Below are 18,456 nucleotides of genomic sequence, written 5' to 3'. Positions count from 1 at the left end.
CCGTCAGGGCCGGGCGGGAGGGGCCGGCCGGCCCCCGAGCTCGCCGAGCAGTACCTCGATGCGGTTGGAGGTGATGGCGTCCACGCCCAGCCGCTCCAGCCGGCGCATCCTACGCCGCAGGTCCGCCGTCCACGCCCCCACCAGCAGGCCCTCGCCGCGCGCCCAGGCCACCAGGGGGCTGCGCACCAGGCCGAAGCGCAGATTGATCCACCGCGGCCGCAACTCCGTGAGCAGCAGCGGGGGTACCGGTGCCGCGGTCTTCCAGGTCAGCGCGATCTCCGCGGCCGGGTCGCGGTCCCGGACCGCGAGCATCGCCGCGGCCTCGCCGCAGTAGTACGTCCGGTCCTCCGCCCCCGCGTCCCGCACCGCGGCCAGCACCGCGGGCGCCGACTCGGGCACGGTCATGTCGACCAGCGCCCGGCAGCCCTCCACGGCGCCCAGTGCCTCGTACAGGGTCGGGACCCCCGGCGGCAGGGCGGCCGACGGCAGCTCCGCGAGGGCGGCGTCCAGGCCCCACAGCCGCGTCAGGGTGGGATCGTGCAGCAGCACCGGCACGCCGTCACGGGTCACCCGCACGTCCACCTCCACCGCGTCCGCCCCCGCGCGCAGCGCGCTGCGCAGCGAGGGCAGGGTGTTCTCGCGGTGGCGGTACGGGTCGCCGCGATGGGCGACGGCTAGCGCTGCCATCCGGCCAGGTGTGCGTCGATCTCGGCGGACAGCCGGGCCTTGCCGTCGGTGTCGAGGAAGGACGCCTCGACGGCGTTCCTGGCCAGCGCGGCCACGCCCGCCTCGTCCAGCTCCAGCAGACGGGCGGCGACCGCGTACTCGGAGTTCAGGTCGGTGCCGAACATCGGCGGGTCGTCGCTGTTGATCGTGACCAGCACGCCCGCGGCGGCCATCTGCTTGATCGGGTGCTCGTCGAGCGTGGCCACCGCGCGGGTGGCGATGTTGGAGGTCGGGCAGACCTCCAGCGGGATGCGGTGCTCGGCCAAGTGCTCCAGCAGCCGCGGGTCCTGAGTGGCGCTGGTGCCGTGGCCGATCCGCTCGGCGCCCAGCTCGTTCAGCGCGTCCCAGATGGTCTGCGGGCCGGTGGTCTCGCCCGCGTGCGGCACGCTGTGCAGGCCGGCCGCGCGGGCACGGTCGAAGTACGGCTTGAACTGCGGGCGGGGCACGCCGATCTCCGGGCCGCCGAGGCCGAAGCTCACCAGGCCCTCCGGGCGCAGTTCGGTGGCGATGCGCGCGGTCTCCTCCGCGGAGGCCAGGCCGGCCTCGCCGGGGATGTCGAAGCACCAGCGCAGCACGATGCCGAGCTCCTTCTCGGCCGCCGTGCGCGCGTCCTCGATGGCCTCCACGAACGCCCGGTCCGGGATGCCGCGCCGCACCGAGCTGTACGGGGTCACGGTCAGCTCGGCGTAGCGGATGTTCTGCCGTGCCATGTCCCGGGCGACCTCGTACGTGAGCAGGCGCACGTCCTCCGCGTCGCGGATCAGGTCGACGACGGACAGGTAGACCTCGATGAAGTGCGCGAAGTCCCGGAAGCTGAAGTACTCGGCGAGTGCGGCGGGGTCGGAGGGCACCTTCGAATCCGGGTGCCGCGCTGCCAGCTCGGCGACGATGCGGGGCGAGGCGGAACCCACGTGGTGGACGTGGAGTTCGGCCTTCGGCAGCCCCGCGATGAAGGCGTCGAGGGCGGGCGCGGTGTCGGACATGCGGTGATCCTCCTGAGGCTCGGCGGCAACGGCCATGGTAGACGCGAAATTGTTGCGGTCCGCAGTCTTCGCAGGCCATAGCATTGCCCGACGTAGCCAGGAGGAAGCCAGCGATGTCCGACGACCGCGACACCCCGGGGCCCCACGACGCCTCCCCCGCCAGACCCCCCGTCCCGCCGCCGGACGACACCCCCGACGACCGCACCCGCGCCTTCCGCCGGTCCCCGGCGGACGCGCCCGAGGACGCGGCGGCCGCCGCTGCGGCTCCGGAAGGTGACGACGCGGTGGAGACCGTCCCCGCGGCCGCCGAACCGGTCGAGGACACGGCACCGGCCGACGCCGCCCCGGACGAGGACGTCCGTACCCGGACGTTCGGCACGGTGAAGCCCGACGCGCCGGTGGCGCCCGTACCGCCGCCCGCGCCGGAGCCGGTGACGGTGCCGGCGGACGGGGCCGGGTCCGTGGCGACGTCGGACGGGGACGTCCCTGTGCGGGAGTTCGGGGCGGTGCCGCCGCGGGCGCCGGAACCGGAGCGACCGGCGGACCACCGGGCCGCCGAGGTGGCGCGGGATCCGTGGGCGGCGCCGGTGTCCGGGTCCGGATACGGTGCCGCACCGCAGCCGCAGCCGCAGGGGAATCCGTGGGCGCCGCCGCAGCCGGCCCCGTGGGGGTATCCCGCGGCCGCCGTGCCGCCTCAGGCGCAGGCGGACTCCCCGGCGCCGGGGGACCCGTGGGTCCCGCCGCCCATACCGCAGGCGCCCGGTGTGGAGATGACGAAGCGGCCGGTGCCCGCCGACGCTCCGGCGCCGCAGCCGCAGACCCAGGCACCGACCCAGCCGTACCCGTACAGCCCGTGGGGTGCCGTTCCCCCGCAGGGGCAGCATCCGGGGTACCCCGGTTACCCGGGCTACCCCGGCTACCCCGGCTACCCCGGATACCCCGAGAACCCGGGCTACCCGGGACTCCCCCATTACCCCGGGGGCCCGTACGGGGCCTGGGGGCAGCCCGCGCCGCGCAACGGGTTCGGGGTCACCGCGATGGTGCTCGGCATCATCGGCACCATCCTCGGCATCGCGTGCTTCGGGGCGTTCCTCGGCCTTCCGATGGGGCTGGCCGCGCTCGCCTTCGGCATCGTGGGGCTGCGCATCGCGGGCCGCGGCGAGGCGACCAACCGCGGCCAGGCGCTCACCGGCCTGATCCTCGGCATCCTGTCCGTGGTGGTCTCCGGCGCGATGATCGCGCTGGTGGTCGGCGGGATCAACGGCGGCTGGTTCGACCCGGCGGACGACGAGCTCATCAGTGCGGACGGCGCCGAGTACGGCATGCCGGCGGACGCCGGGAGCCCCGTGACCTACGACGACGGCGTGGTGGTGACCGTCTCCGCCGCGCGGGTGGCCGACGACGTGCCCGCGGGGGCGGCCTCCGACGGCACCGCGGTGACGTTCACCGTGACCGTGGAGAACACCGGCGACGGGACCGCCGACACATCCGAATCCGAGGCCAACGCCTATGCCGAGGAGGAGGACGAGGACACCCTGGAGGACGTCTCACAGAGCGGCCTGCTGCCAGGGGAGCTGCGCTCCGGTGCGACGTCGTCGTCCGAGGTCACCGTGATCGTGCCGGACGACGACCCGGACGGCAGGTTCCAGGTCGAGATCGCCCCGGGCTTCGCCTACGACTACACCTACTGGGAGTTGTCGCTGCCGTGACCTACCGCCGCACCGCCTCCAGCGCGAGCAGCGCCACGTGCAGCGACAGGCAGGACTCCACCTGGTCCAGGTCGACGCCGAGGACGCGCTCGACGCGGTGCAGCCGGTCGTAGAAGGACGGCCGTGACAGGTGCGCGGCGTCCGCAGCCGCGGACTTGTTGCGGCCGCTCTCCAGGTAGACGGCGAGGATGCGCACCAGGTCCGTGCCGTGCTCGGCGTCGTGTGCCAGCAACGGGCCGAGTTCGCGCTCGACATAGGTCTGCAGGCGGGCGTCGTCGCGCAGCAGGTGCAGGAGCCCGCGCAGCCGCACGTCCGGCAGCCGGTAGTAGGCCCGCCCGCCGCCCGCCGCCGCCCGTGTGTCGGAGGGCTGCGCCCTGCCCCCCTCCTTCCGGGCCCCGTGCAGCGCGGCGTCCGCGACCTGGGCGGCCTCCAGCAGGGTCCGGCGGGCGTCGCGCAGCGATCCGACGGACGAGCCGGCGGCCATGACGAAGGCGGGGCCGCCGTCCGGGGCGGTCTCGGTGAGCCGGGTGAGCGCCGCGGCGAAGCCCTCCAGCGCGGTGTGCTCGTCGTCGGCGGGGCCGAGGGAGACCAGGACGCCGACCGCGCCGTCGTCGAGGGCGCCGGTGAGCGCGGTGAGTCCGCGGTCGCGCACGGCCTGGGCGGCGGTCTCGGTGAAGTCCCGCAGCCTGGCCTGCGCCTCCAGTGCCGCGGCGACGCCCGCGCCGCGCAGCCGCAGCATGACGCCCACGAGCCGGCGCCCTTCCAGGGGCACGCCGATCGCCCGGGCGCGCAGGGCGACGTCGGAGACGGTGAGGGCGTGGGTGAGGACTCCGGACAGCAGTGTGCGGTGGGTCTGTCGCTCCAGCGATTCGCGGTCGCGTTCCAGCAGGCGGTTCAGGGCCAGGGTGGCGGCGCCGCGTTCCAGGAGGACGGTGTGCGGGTGCGGGCGTGCGTCGGGCGCGGCCGCGGAGTCCGGCACGGGTTCGCCGACGACGACCAACCGCCCCCAGTCGCGGCCGCGGGCGCCGACGCCGGTGACCAGCCAGCCGGTGCGGGGGTCGTGGCCGGTGCGGCCGGCCGGGGCGACGCCGCGGCTGCGGCGTTCCCAGCCGTCGAGCAGCGCCTGCGGGTCGTGCCCGGCCGGGTCGAAGGCGAGCACTTGGTGGGAGAGGTTCTCCAGGACGACGGGCGCGCCCGCGATGCGCGCGACCTCGCGGACGATCTCGTCGGCCTCGGCGCCCTCGACGGACAGCTCGTTGAAGGTCTGGTGGACTGCCTCGGAGGCCCGCAACTCGCTGAGCTGGGCGTCCACGACGTGCGCGTGCACGGCCTCGGTGACGGCGACGAACCGCACCTCGTTGCGGAGCGCGACGAGCGTCAGCCCGCGCCGTTCGGCGGCCCGCACCAGGGGCCGCGGCAGGGTGTCGGCGTACCGGCGGCCGAGTTCGACGACCAGACCCGCGGCGCCGACGTTGGCGAGGTCGTCGATGTACCGGGCCAGCGGCTCCTTGTCGTCGGGGAGCATGACACCCGTGGTCAGCACCAGTTCGCCGCCGTGCAGCATGCCGGCGATGTCGGCGAGCTCGCTGACGTGCACCCAGCGCACCGGCCGGTTGAGCCCCTCCGCGCCGGCGACGACCTGCGGCGACCCGCGCCGGAGCGCGTCGAGCTGCAGGACCTCGGCGACGGTGGGGAACACGGTGCGACCTCCGGGGGAGGGACGGGCGGGTCGGACGGTCGGGCGGGCAAGGCCGCGGGCGGCACCGCCACCGTAGCCCGCAGGGTGTAAGGGCGGCCGGGGCACGGCATGCGATGTGTCGGTTGCCGGGCGCGGGCCGCTTTCGGCATTGTCCACCGTGGCGATCCGCTGATCGTCGCCGGTTAAGACAGATTTCGTCGCGTAACCAAAAGGCAACAACGGAATCACTTGTTGGGGCGAGCCTACTCTGTCAGGATCGTCCACCAATCCAGGCTTTGGCCACGCAGCCCGAGCGGATCCGAGGAGAAGACGATGGCCCTCAGTGCGCATGGCGCGTTCGATGTGCAGGAACGGTTCGCCGAGGGGGCCCAGTACATCGCCGGAGGACTCCGCCCCGGCACGTCGGGCCAGGACCACACCGTGACCGACCCCGCCACCGGCGAGGCCGTGCACCGGTACGCGCTGGCCGGCACCGCGGACGTGGACGCGGCCGTCGCCGCCGCCAAGGCCGCCCTCCCCGGCTGGGCGGGCGCCACCCCCGGCGCCCGCTCCGACGCCATGCACCGTTTCGCGGCCGTGCTGACCGAACGGGCGGCGGAGTTCGCCTGGGCCGAGTCCCTGCAGTGCGGCAAGCCGCTGAGGCTGACCACCGAGTTCGACGTCCCCGGCACGATCGACAACACCGCCTTCTTCGCCGGGGCCGCCCGCCACCTGGAGGGCAGGGCCGCGGGCGAGTACTCCGGCGACCACACGTCCTACGTGCGCCGCGAGCCGGTCGGTGTCGTCGGCTCCGTCGCGCCCTGGAACTACCCGCTGCAGATGGCCGCCTGGAAGATCCTGCCGGCCATCGCCGCGGGCAACACCATCGTGCTCAAGCCCGCCGAGCTGACGCCGCTGACCTCGCTGATGTTCGCCCAGGCGGCGGGCGAGGCCGGCATCCCGGACGGCGTGGTCAACATCGTCGCCGGTGCCGGCCGGCCCGCGGGGGAGCACCTGGTGGGCCACCCCGACGTCGCGATGACCTCCTTCACCGGCTCCACCGCCGTCGGCAGGCGCGTCGCCGAGATCGCGACCGCCACGGTCAAGCGCCTGCACCTGGAGCTCGGGGGCAAGGCGCCGTTCGTCGTCTTCGACGACGCCGACCTGGAGGCGGCCGTGCACGGCGCCGTCGCCGGTGCCCTGATCAACACCGGTCAGGACTGCACGGCGGCGACCCGCGCCTATGTGCAGCGCCCGCTGTACGACGCCTTCGTCACCTCGGTCGCCGACCTCTTCGCCGGCATCCGCGTGGGCGACCCCTTCGACGCCAAGACCGACCTCGGGCCGCTGATCTCGCACGCCCAGCGCGACCGTGTCGCCGGTTTCGTGGAGCGCGCCCGCTCCTACGCCACCGTCGTCACCGGCGGCGAGGCCCCCGCGGCCCCGGGCGCCTTCTACCGGCCGACGCTGATCACCGGCGCCGCCCAGGACAGCGAGATCGTCCAGTCCGAGATCTTCGGTCCGGTACTGGTCGTGCTGCCGTTCGACAGCGATGATGAGGGTCTGGACCTGGCCAACGACACGCCGTACGGCCTGGCGGCGTCCGCCTGGACCCGGGACGTCTTCCGCGCCGGCCGCGCCACCCGCGAGATCAAGGCGGGGTGCGTCTGGGTGAACGACCACATCCCGATCATCAGCGAGATGCCGCACGGCGGCGCCAAGGCCTCCGGCTACGGCAAGGACATGTCCGCGTACTCCTTCGACGAGTACACCCAGGTCAAGCACGTGATGTACGACAACACCGCGGTGGCCCGCAAGGAGTGGCACCGCACCGTCTTCGGCGACCGCTGACCCGGCCGCCCCCCGGACCGCCCCCACCGGCCCGTACGCCCGTCCGTCCCACGCAATACCGCCCCTGGAGGCAGCACCGCCATGGAGATGTTCGAGGGTCTGTCCGAGCCCGTGCGCAACGCGTGGGAACGCAGCCTGACCAGCGGGAGGGCCTCGCTCAGCCGGCGCCGGGTGCTCGGCGCCGGTCTCGGTGTCGCGGGCGCCGGGGCGCTGAGCGCGTGCGGCATCCCGGCCGCCACCAACAACCAGGGCGGGGTCAAGAGCGACGACCTGTCCGACAAGGACAAGTCGCTGGTCTTCTCCAACTGGCAGCTCTACATCGACATGAGCGACGACGAGAAGCACATGCCGACCCTGGAGGCCTTCGAGAAGAAGACCGGGATCAAGGTCAAGTACACCGACGACATCACCGACAACGTCGAGTTCTTCGCCAAGATCAAGCCGCAGCTCGCGGCCGGTCAGTCCACCGGCCGCGACCTGGTCGTCCTCACCGACTGGATGGCCGCCCGGATGATCCGCCTGGGCTGGGCCCAGCCGCTGGACCCCACCTACCTGCCGAACGCCTACACCAACCTGGAGCAGCGTTTCCGCAACCCCGACTGGGACCCCGGGCGCGCCCACTCCTACCCCTGGCAGGGCATCGCCACGGTCATCGCGTACAACGAGAAGGCCACCAAGGGGAAGAAGGTCGCCAGCGTCTCCCAGCTGCTGGACGACCCCGCGCTCAAGGGCCGGGTCGCGATGCTGAGCGAGATGCGCGACACCATCGGCATGACGCTGCTGGACCTCGGCAAGAAGCCGGAGTCCTTCACCGCCGACGACTTCGACGCCGCCGTGGCCAGGGTTCAGAAGGCCGTGGACAGCAAGCAGATCCGCCAGTTCACCGGCAACGAGTACACCGACGGCCTGGCCTCGGGGAACATCGCGGCGTGCGTGGCCTGGGCCGGTGACCTGGTCCAGCTGCAGGCCGACAACCCCGAGATCAAGTTCGTGATCCCCGACGTCGGCTACATCTACTCGACGGACAACATGCTGGTCCCGGCGGGCTCCAAGCACCGCAAGAACGCCGAGCGGCTCATGGACTGGTACTACCAGCCCGCGATCGCCGCCGAACTGTCGGCATGGGTCAACTACATCACGCCCTGCGCCGGCGTGTACGAGGAGCTGCTCAAGATCGACAAGGACGTGGCCGGCAACCCGCTGATCATCCCCAATGAGGAGATGAAGGCGAAGGCCCATCCCTTCCGGTCCCTCTCCGCCGACGAGGAGACCGCCTTCGAGGGCAAGTTCGCCAAGCTCATCGGCGCCTGACCGGCCACGCAGACAGGGATCTGACGACATGACCCAGCAGACCGCACCGCTCACCGACGGACCGGCCGGCCCCGGCGGCCCCGCCGGCGGCGCCGTGACACTGACCGGCCTCGGCAAGACCTACGGCGACTTCACCGCTGTGCACCCGCTCGACCTGACCATCCCGGAAGGCTCCTTCTTCGCCCTGCTCGGCGCCTCCGGCTGCGGCAAGACCACCACCTTGCGCATGGTCGCCGGACTGGAGGACCCGACTTCCGGCAGCGTCCGGATCGGTGACCAGGACGTCACCGGACTGCCGCCCTACAAGCGCCCGGTGAACACCGTCTTCCAGAACTACGCGCTCTTCCCGCACCTGGACATCTACGAGAACGTCGCCTTCGGCCTGCGCCGCCGCGGCATCAAGTCCGTCAAGGGCCAGGTCGGGGACATGCTCGACCTCGTCGAGCTGGGCCACCTCGCCCGCCGCAAGCCGCACCAGCTCTCCGGCGGCCAGCAGCAGCGCGTCGCCGTCGCCCGCGCCCTGATCAACCACCCCAAGGTGCTGCTGCTCGACGAGCCGCTGGGCGCCCTGGACCTGAAGCTGCGCCGCCAGATGCAACTGGAGCTCAAGCGCATCCAGACCGAGGTCGGCATCACCTTCGTGCACGTCACGCACGACCAGGAGGAGGCCATGACCATGGCCGACACCATCGCGGTGATGAACGCCGGCCGCATCGAGCAACTCGGCGCCCCCACCGACCTGTACGAGAACCCGCGCACCACCTTCGTCGCCAACTTCCTCGGCCAGTCCAACCTGATCGAGGCCCAGGTGTCCGGCACCAGCGGCGACGACCTGCTGCTCAGCGTCGGCGACCGGCGGCTGGTCATGCCCGCCGCGCGCTGCGCCGCCAAGAGCGCGCAGACCGGCGACAAGGTCCTCGCCGGGGTGCGGCCCGAGAAGATCACCATCGTGCACGCCGACGACGCCGGTGACATCCCCGGCGGCCGCAACTCGATGACCGGCCGGATCGTGGACGCCAGCTTCATCGGGGTCTCCACCCAGTACGTCGTCAACAGCCCCTGGTGCCCCGAACTCGCCGTCTTCGCGCAGAACGTGGAACGCGACGGCCGCCTGGTGCCCGGCGCCGACGTCGTCCTGCACTGGAGCCCGGCCCACACCTTCGGCCTCGACGCCGCCCAGGACATCGAGGCCGGGGAGGTCAGCGCGTAATGGCCGCCCTCTCCCCGGCGCCCGCGGGCGCGCCCGCGCAGACCACGCCGGCGCCGCCCGGCGCGGCCGCCAGACGCCGCAAACTCGTGCCGTACTGGCTGCTGCTGCCCGGCATCCTGTGGCTGCTGGTCTTCTTCGTCGCCCCGATGGTCTACCAGGCCTCGACCTCCGTGCAGACCGGCTCCCTGGAGACCGGCTACCGGGTCACCTGGCACTTCGCGACCTACTGGGACGCGTTCAAGGAATACGACGTCTTCTACCTGCGGTCGCTGATCTACGCGGGCATCGCCACCGTGCTGTGCCTGGCGATCGGCTACCCGCTCGCCTACACCATCGCCTTCAAGGCCGGCCGCTGGCGCAACGTGCTGCTGGTGATGGTCATCGCGCCCTTCTTCACCAGCTTCCTGATCCGCACCCTGGCGTGGAAGACGATCCTGGCCGACGACGGCGTCGTGGTCTCGGCGCTGGACAAGCTCCACATCCTGAACGTCACCGCCGCGCTCGGCCTGACCGCCGACGACCGCGTACTGGCCACCCCGCTGGCCGTGGTGTGCGGTCTGACGTACAACTTCCTGCCCTTCATGATCCTGCCGCTCTACACGTCGCTGGAGCGCATCGACCCGCGGCTGCACGAGGCGGCCGGCGACCTGTACGCCCGCCCCTTCACCACCTTCCGCAAGGTGACGTTCCCGATCTCGCTGCCCGGCGTCGTGGCCGGCACGCTCCTCACCTTCATCCCGGCCTCCGGCGACTACATCAACGCCGAACTGCTGGGCAGCCCGAGCGAGCAGATGATCGGCAACGTCATCCAGTCGAAGTTCCTGACGGTGCTCGACTACCCGACGGCCGCCGCGCTGTCGTTCATGCTCATGGCCGTGATCCTGGTGATCGTCTCGGTGTACATCCGCAAGGCGGGAACGGAGGAACTGGTCTGATGCCCGTTCTCACCTGGGTGCGCCGCCACCTGGTCGTCTTCGCGGGAGTCGCCGCCCTGGCGTACATGATCCTCCCCAACGTCGTCGTTCTGATCTTCTCCTTCAACCAGCCCAAGGGCCGCTTCAACTACTCCTGGAACCACTTCTCGCTCGACGCCTGGCAGAACCCCTGCGGCGTCGGCGACATGTGCGACTCGGTGTCGCTGTCCCTGGAGATCGCCGTCCTCGCCACGATCGGCGCCACGGTCCTCGGCACCATGGTCGCCTTCGCGCTCGCCCGCCACCGCTTCCGCGGCCGCGGACCGGTCACCGGGCTGATCTGGCTGCCGATGGCGATGCCCGAGATCGTCATGGGCGCCTCGCTCGGCACCCTCTTCCTCAACATGCGCATCCAGTTCGGCTTCTGGACCATCCTCATCGCGCACATCATGTTCTGCCTCAGCTTCGTGGTGACGGCGGTCAAGGCGCGCGTGATGAGCATGGACCCCCGGCTGGAGCAGGCCGCCCAGGACCTCTACGCCACACCGTGGTCCACGTTCTGGCGGATCACCTTCCCGATCGCCGCGCCCGGCATCGCGGCCGGCGCCCTGCTCAGCTTCGCCATCTCCATAGACGACTTCATCATCACGCAGTTCAACGCGGGACCCACCACGGTCACCTTCCCGATGTTCGTCTGGGGTGCCGCCCAGAAGGGACTGCCCGTCCAGGTCAACGTCATCGGCACGCTGATGTTCGTGGTGGCCGTGCTCTGCGTCGTCGTCGGACAGCTGCTCGGGCGCCGCAGGAAAGCCCATACGTAGACCGGACACGACACGTTCCGGTCCCGACCCCGCATCCCCAAAGGTGTGAGAACCCATGGATCCAGCCCGTTCGCTCGCCGACGCGCAGCCGACACCGTACTGGCTGGAGGACCCCGGCAGGCCGCGGGCCGGATCGGCGCTCGTCGGCGACGAGCACTGCGACCTGCTGGTGGTCGGCGGCGGGTACACGGGGCTGTGGACCGCGCTGCTGGCCAAGGAGCGCGACCCGAGGCGCGACGTCGTTCTCGTCGAGGGCAAGGAGGTGGGCTGGGCGGCGTCCGGCCGCAACGGCGGCTTCTGCGCCGCCAGCCTCACCCATGGCCCGGCCAACGGACTCGCCCGCTGGCCGGGCGAGTTCGCCGCCCTGGAGGAGCTCGGCAACCGCAACCTCGACGGCATCGAGGAGGCGGTCGCCCGCTACTCCATCGACTGCGACTTCGAGCGCACCGGCGAGATCGACGTCGCCACCGAGCCCTACCAGTTCGACGCCCTGCGCGCCGCGGCCGAGGAGGCCGCCCGGCACGGCGTCGAACTGGAGGTGCTCGACCGCGACCAGGTGCGCGCCGAGGTCGACTCGCCCACCTTCGTCGGCGGCCTGTGGGACCGCACCGGCGTCGCCATGCTCCATCCGGCCAAGCTGGCCTGGGGCCTCAAGCGCGCCTGCGAGGACCTGGGCGTACGGATCTACGAGCACACCCGCGCCACCGGGCTCGCCCGCAACGGCTCCGGCATGGCCGTCCGCACCCCGTACGGACGGATCTTCGCCCGGCACGTCGCGCTCGGCACCAACGTCTTCCCCTCACTGGTCAAACGCGTGCGCCACTACGTCGTCCCCGTGTACGACTACGCCCTGATGACCGAGCCGCTGACGGCCGGTCAGCTGGGCGCGATCGGCTGGAAGAGGCGCCAGGGCCTCGGCGACAGCGCCAACCAGTTCCACTACTTCCGGCTGACGGCGGACCACCGCATCCTGTGGGGCGGCTACGACGCCGTCTACCCCTACGGCGGGCGCCTGGACGCCGCGCGCGACGAGCGCCCGGAGACCTATCTCAAGCTCGCCCGGCACTTCTTCCGCTGCTTCCCGCAGTTGGAGGGTGTCCGCTTCACGCACGCCTGGGGCGGCGCGATCGACACCTGCTCGCGCTTCTCTGCCCTCTTCGGCACGGCCCACGACGGCCGGGTCTCCTACGCCGCCGGCTACACCGGCCTCGGCGTCGGCGCGACCCGCTTCGGCGCCGACGTGATGCTCGACCTGCTGGCCGGGGAGTCCACCGCGCGCACCGCGCTGGAGATGGTGCGCAGCAAGCCGATGCCCTTTCCGCCCGAGCCGCTGGCCTGGGCCGGGATCGGGCTGACCAAGTGGTCGCTGGGCCGAGCGGACCGCAACGCGGGCCGGCGCAACCTGTGGCTGAAGACGATGGACCGGCTCGGGCTCGGCTTCGACAGCTGAGGCCTGAGGGGCGAAGCCGCCCTTCCCGGGGCCCTTCCGGCCGCATGTGACGGCAATCACCGGCGAAAGATCGTGAAAACTCGCGTAATGATCGGCCCTCGCGCCCCTCTCACCGTGTGACAGGTATGAACGCACACACACGGAACGGAGGAACCGGCATGGTGGGCACCGGCGCGCGCGGCGCGGTCGAATGGCTGGTTTCCGTGGCACCCGATCCCGAGACCACCCGGTGGGAATGGGAGCGCAACCCCCTCGGGGTGACGCTCCTGCCCGCCGGGCGGCTGTGGGACGTCCTCATCCTCACCGGGGAACTCGGCTACCCCACCCTCGACGTGCTGACCCGGCTCGTCGACCGGCCGGGACCCGTCCTGGCCGACTTCGGCGACTCCCGCACGGGCTTCCTCGTGCCGCCCGGCACCGCCGCCCGCTGGATCGGCACGGGGGTGCGCACCGCCGGCAACGGCACGTGGATCGTCGTGCCCTACCCCGGCCGCGCCACCGGCGGCGTGCGCTGGCTCGTCCCGCCGGACGGCACCGGCCACCTCACCGACCCCGGCGTCCTCGAGCTCGCCATGCACGAGGCGGCCGCCCAGCTCGCGGTGCGCCGCCCCCGCGACACGGAAGAGTGAGGCGGCCGGCCGAGGGTGCCGGTGCGCGACACTGGTTCCATGATCCCGACGGAACGCGACCGGGCCACGACCCGTTCCGCATACCCGGCGGCGGCGGTCTGACGTGGGACTCCCGCCCGGCCACGCCGCGTTCGCCGAGACCGTGCTGCCCGTCTGCGAGCCGTACGGTCTGGTGTTCGCCGGCAGTCACGCGGTCCATGCCCACGGGCTGCGCGGCGCGCCCTCCCGCCACCTGGACCTGGTGACCTTCAGCTCCACTTCCGTCGGGCGGATCGCCGCGGCGCTGGAGGCCGCGTGCACCGCCGCCGGCTACGAGGTCGCCGACCTGCCCCGCACCCCGCTGTCCGCGCAGTTCACCGCAGCGCTCCCGGGCGCGCTCGCCTACACCGTCCATGTCGCCAAGGAACCGCTGTCCCACCCGCCGGTCCTGCTCGGCCTGGGCCTGTCCCGTCCGGTGCCCGTCGTCGCGCTGGAGGATTGCGCGGCGCTGAAGGTGGCGGCGCTCGTCGACCGCGCCCTGCCGGGCGACCTCGTCGACGTCCGGGCCATGTCTGCCTGGTTCGCCCCCGGCGAGCTGCTGTCCATGGCCGTGCGCCGCGACGAGGACTTCGAGCCCGCCGCGCTCGCCGACCGCCTGGACAAGCTGGTCGGGGCCGACGACCGCCTCTTCGCCGCCCGCGGACTGGAGCCCGGGGAGGTCGCCGAGCTCAAACGCTGGGCCTTCGCATGGGCCCAGGACATCCGTCTCGACCTCATGGAGGGGATGGAGCACCCCGACGATCTGTACGACATGTAAAGGCGACGCCCCGGTCGCCGACATGTTGGTGCTTGAGGCCCGCCGCCCGTCCTGGTGACACTGGCGGGAGAGGACGCGAGGGACCGACAGGGAGAGCAGCCGTGAGCGACAAGCACATCACGCACTGGATCGCCGGGCAGGCGTGGGCCGGTACCGCGGAGCGCCATGGCGAGGTGTACGACCCGGCGACCGGCGCTGTCACCGGGCGGGTGGACTTCGCGGCGATCGCCGAGGTCGACCAGGCCGTCGGCGCAGCCGCCGCGGCGTTCAAGGAGTGGCGCAACGCCTCGGTCGCCAAGCGCACGGCGGTGCTGTTCGCGTTCCGGGAGCTGCTGAACGCCCAGCGCGACGAGCTGGCCGCCGTCATCGTCTCCGAGCACGGCAAGGTGCACTCCGACGCCCTCGGCGAGATCGCCCGCGGCATCGAGGTCGTCGAGTACGCCTGCGGTATCCCGCAGTTGATCAAGGGCGGTTTCACCGAGCAGGCCTCGACCGGCATCGACGTCTACTCCATCCGCCAGCCGCTCGGCCCGGTCGCGATCATCTCGCCGTTCAACTTCCCGGCCATGGTGCCGATGTGGTTCTTCCCGATCGCCATCGCCGCGGGCAACACGGTCGTCGTCAAGCCCTCCGAGAAGGACCCGTCCGCCGCCAACTTCCTCGCGGAGCTGTGGAAGCGCGCCGGGCTGCCCGACGGCGTCTTCAACGTCGTGCACGGTGACAAGGTCGCCGTCGACCGCCTCCTGGAGCACCCGGACATCAAGTCGGTCTCCTTCGTCGGCTCCACCCCCATCGCCCGCTACGTCTACGAGACCGGCACCCGCTACGGCAAGCGCGTCCAGGCCCTCGGCGGTGCCAAGAACCACATGCTGGTGCTGCCCGACGCGGACCTGGACCTGGCCGCCGACGCGGCCGTCAACGCCGGCTTCGGCGCGGCCGGCGAGCGCTGCATGGCCGTCTCCGTCCTGGTCGCGGTCGACCCGATCGGCGACGAGCTGGTCGGGAAGATCAAGGAGCGGATGGCCACGCTCACCGTCGGCCCCGGCTGCAACGCCACGTCCGAGATGGGCCCCCTGGTCACCGGTGCCCACCGCGACAAGGTGACGTCCTACCTCGACGCGGGCCTCGCGGACGGCGCGACCCTCGCCGTCGACGGCCGCACGCACGCCGTCAGCGGCGACGACACCGAGAACGGCTTCTGGCTCGGCCCGACCCTCTTCGACGACGTGAAGCCCGGCATGTCCGTCTACAACGACGAGATCTTCGGCCCGGTCCTGTCCGTGGTCCGCGTGGGCTCGTACGACGAGGGCCTGGAGCTGATCAACTCCAACCCGTACGGCAACGGCACGGCCATCTTCACCAACGACGGCGGCGCCGCCCGCCGCTTCCAGCACGACGTCGAGGTCGGCATGGTCGGCATCAACGTGCCGATCCCGGTGCCGGTGGCCTACTACTCCTTCGGCGGCTGGAAGGCCTCGCTCTTCGGCGACACCCACGCCTACGGCCCCGACGGCGTCCACTTCTTCACCCGCGGCAAGGCGGTCACCCAGCGGTGGCTCGACCCGAGCCACGGCGGCATCAACCTCGGTTTCCCGACCAACAACTGACCGCGAGGGCGGCGCCCGCCAGCAGGGCGCCGCACAGCAGCCAGCTCCCCACGACGTCCAGCGGCCAGTGGTAGCCGCAGCGCACCAGGGAGACCCCCACCGCGACGTTCAGCAGCACGGCGGCCGTACCCAGCAGCCGCCGTGCCGCCGCGCGCAGCGAGAGGTGTGCCAGCAGCAGCGCGGCGCCCCCGTACGCCACGGCGGCGGTGGCGGCGTGGCCCGAGGGGTAGAGCCCCGGGTAGCCGGGGGAGAGGGTGAGCGAACCGGGACCCGCGCGGCCGATCAGCGGCTTGAGCAGACTCACCAGCCCGGGTACCGCGGCCATCGCCAGGGTGTACGCGAGCGCCGGCAGCCACCAGCGGGACCCCCCGGCCCGCCGGAGCCGCCACATGGTGTAGACCATTGCGGTCGCCAGTACCGGTACGGCGACAGGCGCGTCGCCCAGGTCGGCGAGCAGCTGCATGAAGAAGGAGCGCCCGGCCGGGCGTACGGAGGGACCCGCGATCGCGGAGCGCACCGGCCCGTCCAGCGCCAGCAGGCGCCCGCGAACCGCCTCCTGCCAGGTCAGCAGTCCGAAGAGCGCCGTGCACACGGCGATCAGCAGAGAAGTTGGCCGCCCCGGAACAGGGGGGAGAGTTCCGGGGCGGCCAGAACGATCGCCGTACCGCCGGCCCCGGGGGGTTTGGGGCAAGCGGCCGACCGATCGGCGAGGATTGCCGGAGCCTGCGGCTTCGGCGGTGTGCGCGAGGGCACTGCTGTACCGGTGATGGGGAGTCACCGGCAAAGTGTCGCCCGCGGACTTCCGCAGACGGGGTGTTTCTTCCATCTGCGGAAACCGTACGTCACCGGCGGGGCGTCAGACAGGGGTTGCACCCTCCCGCCATCAGGCCCGCACACCTTCTTCACCGTGTGTGCCGGGCGTTCGCCTGCACCGGAGAAATGCCTGGTCACAGGCGGGTGAACGCGCTCTCGATGATGTCCAGGCCCTCGTTCAGGAGGTCCTCGCCGATCACCAGCGGGGGCAGGAAGCGCAGCACGTTGCCGTAGGTGCCACAGGTCAGGACCACCAGGCCCTCGGCGTGGCACGCCTTGGCCAGGGCGGCGGTGGCGGCGGGGTTCGGGTTCTTGCTCCCGGGTTCCACCAGCTCCACCGCGATCATGGCGCCGCGGCCCCGGACCTCGCCGATGACCTCGAACTTCTCCTGCATGCCGCGCAGCCGCCCCAGCATGATCTCGCCGATGCGGCGTGCCCTGGCGTTGAGGTCCAGCTCCTTCATCGTCTCGATGGCGCCGAGCGCGGCCGCGCAGGCCACCGGGTTGCCGCCGTAGGTGCCGCCGAGGCCGCCCGAGTGCGCGGCGTCCATGATCTCCGCGCGGCCCGTCACGGCGGCCAGCGGCAGGCCGCCGGCGATGCCCTTGGCGGTGGTGATCAGGTCCGGGACGATGCCCTCGTCCTCGCAGGCGAACCACTGTCCGGTGCGGCAGAAGCCGGTCTGGATCTCGTCCGCGACGAAGACGATGCCGTTCTCGCGCGCGAACTCCACGATCTTCGGCAGGAAGCCCTTGGCGGGCTCGATGAAGCCGCCCTCGCCCTGGATCGGCTCGATCACGATCGCGGCGACGTTCTCCGGGCCGACCTGCTTGGTGATCATGTCGATCACCTGGGCGGCCGCCTCCTCCGCGCAGTTCTCCGGGCCGGTCAGCCAGCGGAACGGGTAGGCCAGCGGCACCCGGTAGACCTCGGGCGCGAAGGGGCCGAACGAGTGCTTGTACGGCATGTTCTTCGCCGTCAGCGCCATCGTCAGGTTGGTCCGCCCGTGATAGCCGTGGTCGAAGACGACGACGGCCTGGCGCTTGGTGTACGCGCGGGCGATCTTCACCGCGTTCTCGACGGCCTCGGCACCGGAGTTGAACAGCGCGGTGCGCTTCTCGTGGTCGCCCGGGGTCAGTTCGTTGAGGGCCTCGGCGACCTCCACGTAACCCTCGTACGGCGTGACCATGAAGCAGGTGTGGGTGAAGTCGGCGAGCTGCGCCGAGGCGCGGCGCACGACCGCCTCCGCACTGTTGCCGACCGAGGTCACCGCGATACCGGAACCGAAGTCGATCAGCGAGTTGCCGTCCACGTCCTCCAGCACGGCGCCGCCGGCCCGGGTGACGAAGACGGGCAGAGTCACACCGACGCCGTTCGCGACCGCAGCAGCCTTGCGCGCCAGCAGCTCCTGCGACTTGGGGCCGGGGATCGGGGTGACGAGGCGGCGCTCCTGGGCCAGATCGGTCATGGCGGGCGTACTCCTTCGAACCGGTGTCCTTTCCCGCAGGCTAAGCCCGTACGGCGGTACCCCGCACACTCCGCAGGGGCGCACTGTACGAGGACTCTTCGACGTGACGGACATGAGCGTGCCAAGATCCTTCGGACCCGGGTGGCCGCTCGACTACATTGAGTGCGGACCTGCGAGGGGTGGCACACGCGATGGACATCGACGGTACGCACGGGAGGCCTGCGGCGCCTCCGCCCGGCGGTACGGGCCCGGGCACACCGCCTGTTCCGGGCGCCCGGCCGGTGCCGGGCGTCCCACCCGTGCCCGCGGGACCGCCCCCGGTCCCCGGCGCGCGGCCCGGACTCGGTGCGACGGTCGGTCAACGGCTCGACCGTGGGCGCCACTTGCTTCACGAACTTGATCCGGGTGCCGACCGGGGTCCACAGCCGCAGCGCGACGTCCGCGACCTCCTTGCCCATGGCCGCCTCCATCATCTGCGTGAAGTCGGCGGAC

The 18,456-nt window shown here is 72.0% G+C and carries 15 protein-coding genes; 10 read left to right on the top strand and 5 right to left on the bottom strand.

The features are described 5' to 3' along the window. Positions 1-3 precede the first annotated feature (3 nt). On the bottom strand, positions 4-687 hold the full coding sequence (locus PV364_RS11235; RefSeq protein ID WP_319659688.1) for a glycerophosphodiester phosphodiesterase: 684 nt from the start codon (positions 685-687) through the stop codon (positions 4-6). After that, positions 675-1,709, bottom strand: coding sequence for an adenosine deaminase (locus PV364_RS11230; protein WP_319659687.1), 1,035 nt, complete (start codon positions 1,707-1,709; stop codon positions 675-677). Before PV364_RS11230 ends, PV364_RS11235 begins: the two co-directional genes overlap by 13 nt. A gap of 113 nt (positions 1,710-1,822) precedes the next feature. Here PV364_RS11230 and PV364_RS11225 point away from each other — a divergent pair, with 113 nt between their 5' ends. Beyond that, on the top strand, positions 1,823-3,418 hold the full coding sequence (locus PV364_RS11225) for a hypothetical protein (protein WP_319659686.1): 1,596 nt from the start codon (positions 1,823-1,825) through the stop codon (positions 3,416-3,418). 1 nt (position 3,419) lies between these two features. On the opposite strand, the gene PV364_RS11220 is transcribed toward PV364_RS11225, so the two are convergent. After that, positions 3,420-5,117, bottom strand: a complete 1,698-nt coding sequence (locus PV364_RS11220; RefSeq protein WP_319659685.1) for a PucR family transcriptional regulator — start codon at positions 5,115-5,117, stop codon at positions 3,420-3,422. Positions 5,118-5,429: 312 nt separating this feature from the next. On the opposite strand from PV364_RS11220, the gene PV364_RS11215 reads away from it, so the two are divergent. The 9 genes from PV364_RS11215 to PV364_RS11175 all read left to right on the top strand — a co-directional run bounded on the left by PV364_RS11215 (position 5,430) and on the right by PV364_RS11175 (position 15,685). Next, positions 5,430-6,947 carry a gamma-aminobutyraldehyde dehydrogenase gene (locus PV364_RS11215; RefSeq protein ID WP_319659684.1) on the top strand — a complete coding sequence of 506 codons (1,518 nt, stop codon included), beginning with the start codon at positions 5,430-5,432 and terminating at the stop codon, positions 6,945-6,947. A gap of 81 nt (positions 6,948-7,028) precedes the next feature. Next, a complete protein-coding gene (locus PV364_RS11210; protein ID WP_319659683.1) occupies positions 7,029-8,258 on the top strand; it encodes a spermidine/putrescine ABC transporter substrate-binding protein in 1,230 nt (409 codons plus the stop codon). Positions 8,259-8,286: 28 nt separating this feature from the next. Further along, positions 8,287-9,468 (top strand): ABC transporter ATP-binding protein, encoded by a 1,182-nt coding sequence (locus PV364_RS11205; protein ID WP_319659682.1) that lies wholly within the window; start codon positions 8,287-8,289, stop codon positions 9,466-9,468. Then, the gene (locus PV364_RS11200) at positions 9,468-10,403 is read left to right on the top strand and encodes an ABC transporter permease (protein ID WP_319659681.1); all 936 of its coding nucleotides are present in this window, start codon (positions 9,468-9,470) and stop codon (positions 10,401-10,403) included. Before PV364_RS11205 ends, PV364_RS11200 begins: the two co-directional genes overlap by 1 nt. Continuing rightward, entirely contained in the window at positions 10,403-11,203 is an 801-nt protein-coding gene (locus PV364_RS11195) for an ABC transporter permease (RefSeq protein ID WP_319659680.1), read from the top strand. Before PV364_RS11200 ends, PV364_RS11195 begins: the two co-directional genes overlap by 1 nt. 55 nt (positions 11,204-11,258) lie before the next feature. After that, positions 11,259-12,653 carry an FAD-dependent oxidoreductase gene (locus PV364_RS11190; RefSeq protein ID WP_319659679.1) on the top strand — a complete coding sequence of 465 codons (1,395 nt, stop codon included), beginning with the start codon at positions 11,259-11,261 and terminating at the stop codon, positions 12,651-12,653. 158 nt (positions 12,654-12,811) lie between these two features. Continuing rightward, positions 12,812-13,282: a hypothetical protein gene (locus tag PV364_RS11185; RefSeq protein WP_319659678.1), complete on the top strand. Its 471-nt coding sequence runs from the start codon at positions 12,812-12,814 to the stop codon at positions 13,280-13,282. 103 nt (positions 13,283-13,385) lie between these two features. Then, positions 13,386-14,078 carry a hypothetical protein gene (locus PV364_RS11180; protein ID WP_319659677.1) on the top strand — a complete coding sequence of 231 codons (693 nt, stop codon included), beginning with the start codon at positions 13,386-13,388 and terminating at the stop codon, positions 14,076-14,078. A 101-nt stretch (positions 14,079-14,179) separates the two neighbouring features. Beyond that, positions 14,180-15,685, top strand: coding sequence for a CoA-acylating methylmalonate-semialdehyde dehydrogenase (locus PV364_RS11175; protein WP_319659676.1), 1,506 nt, complete (start codon positions 14,180-14,182; stop codon positions 15,683-15,685). On the opposite strand, the gene PV364_RS11170 is transcribed toward PV364_RS11175, so the two are convergent. Both PV364_RS11170 and gabT read right to left on the bottom strand, forming a co-directional pair. Continuing rightward, a complete protein-coding gene (locus PV364_RS11170) occupies positions 15,657-16,277 on the bottom strand; it encodes a phosphatase PAP2 family protein (protein WP_319659675.1) in 621 nt (206 codons plus the stop codon). The two genes, PV364_RS11175 and PV364_RS11170, sit on opposite strands and share 29 nt — an antisense overlap. 355 nt (positions 16,278-16,632) lie before the next feature. Further along, complete coding sequence (gene gabT, locus PV364_RS11165; RefSeq protein WP_319659674.1) at positions 16,633-17,964, bottom strand: 4-aminobutyrate--2-oxoglutarate transaminase; 1,332 nt, start codon at positions 17,962-17,964, stop codon at positions 16,633-16,635. Positions 17,965-18,456: the final 492 nt, after the last annotated feature.

It is taken from the genome of Streptomyces sp. MI02-7b (assembly GCF_033793585.1).
In the GTDB taxonomy this organism is placed as follows: domain Bacteria; phylum Actinomycetota; class Actinomycetes; order Streptomycetales; family Streptomycetaceae; genus Actinacidiphila.
The sequence above is the reverse complement of the archived record's forward strand: the minus strand, read 5'-3'. Positions and strand labels throughout refer to the sequence as shown.

What these genes read in the sequence shown, in the direction of transcription:
- PV364_RS11235 (WP_319659688.1), bottom strand. Translation starts at nt 687, where the DNA reads ATGGCAGCGCTAGCCGTCGCCCATCGCGGCGACCCGTACCGCCACCGC.
- PV364_RS11230 (WP_319659687.1), bottom strand. Translation starts at nt 1,709, where the DNA reads ATGTCCGACACCGCGCCCGCCCTCGACGCCTTCATCGCGGGGCTGCCG.
- PV364_RS11225 (WP_319659686.1), top strand. Translation starts at nt 1,823, where the DNA reads ATGTCCGACGACCGCGACACCCCGGGGCCCCACGACGCCTCCCCCGCC.
- PV364_RS11215 (WP_319659684.1), top strand. Translation starts at nt 5,430, where the DNA reads ATGGCCCTCAGTGCGCATGGCGCGTTCGATGTGCAGGAACGGTTCGCC.
- PV364_RS11210 (WP_319659683.1), top strand. Translation starts at nt 7,029, where the DNA reads ATGGAGATGTTCGAGGGTCTGTCCGAGCCCGTGCGCAACGCGTGGGAA.
- PV364_RS11205 (WP_319659682.1), top strand. Translation starts at nt 8,287, where the DNA reads ATGACCCAGCAGACCGCACCGCTCACCGACGGACCGGCCGGCCCCGGC.
- PV364_RS11200 (WP_319659681.1), top strand. Translation starts at nt 9,468, where the DNA reads ATGGCCGCCCTCTCCCCGGCGCCCGCGGGCGCGCCCGCGCAGACCACG.
- PV364_RS11195 (WP_319659680.1), top strand. Translation starts at nt 10,403, where the DNA reads ATGCCCGTTCTCACCTGGGTGCGCCGCCACCTGGTCGTCTTCGCGGGA.
- PV364_RS11190 (WP_319659679.1), top strand. Translation starts at nt 11,259, where the DNA reads ATGGATCCAGCCCGTTCGCTCGCCGACGCGCAGCCGACACCGTACTGG.
- PV364_RS11185 (WP_319659678.1), top strand. Translation starts at nt 12,812, where the DNA reads ATGGTGGGCACCGGCGCGCGCGGCGCGGTCGAATGGCTGGTTTCCGTG.
- gabT (WP_319659674.1), bottom strand. Translation starts at nt 17,964, where the DNA reads ATGACCGATCTGGCCCAGGAGCGCCGCCTCGTCACCCCGATCCCCGGC.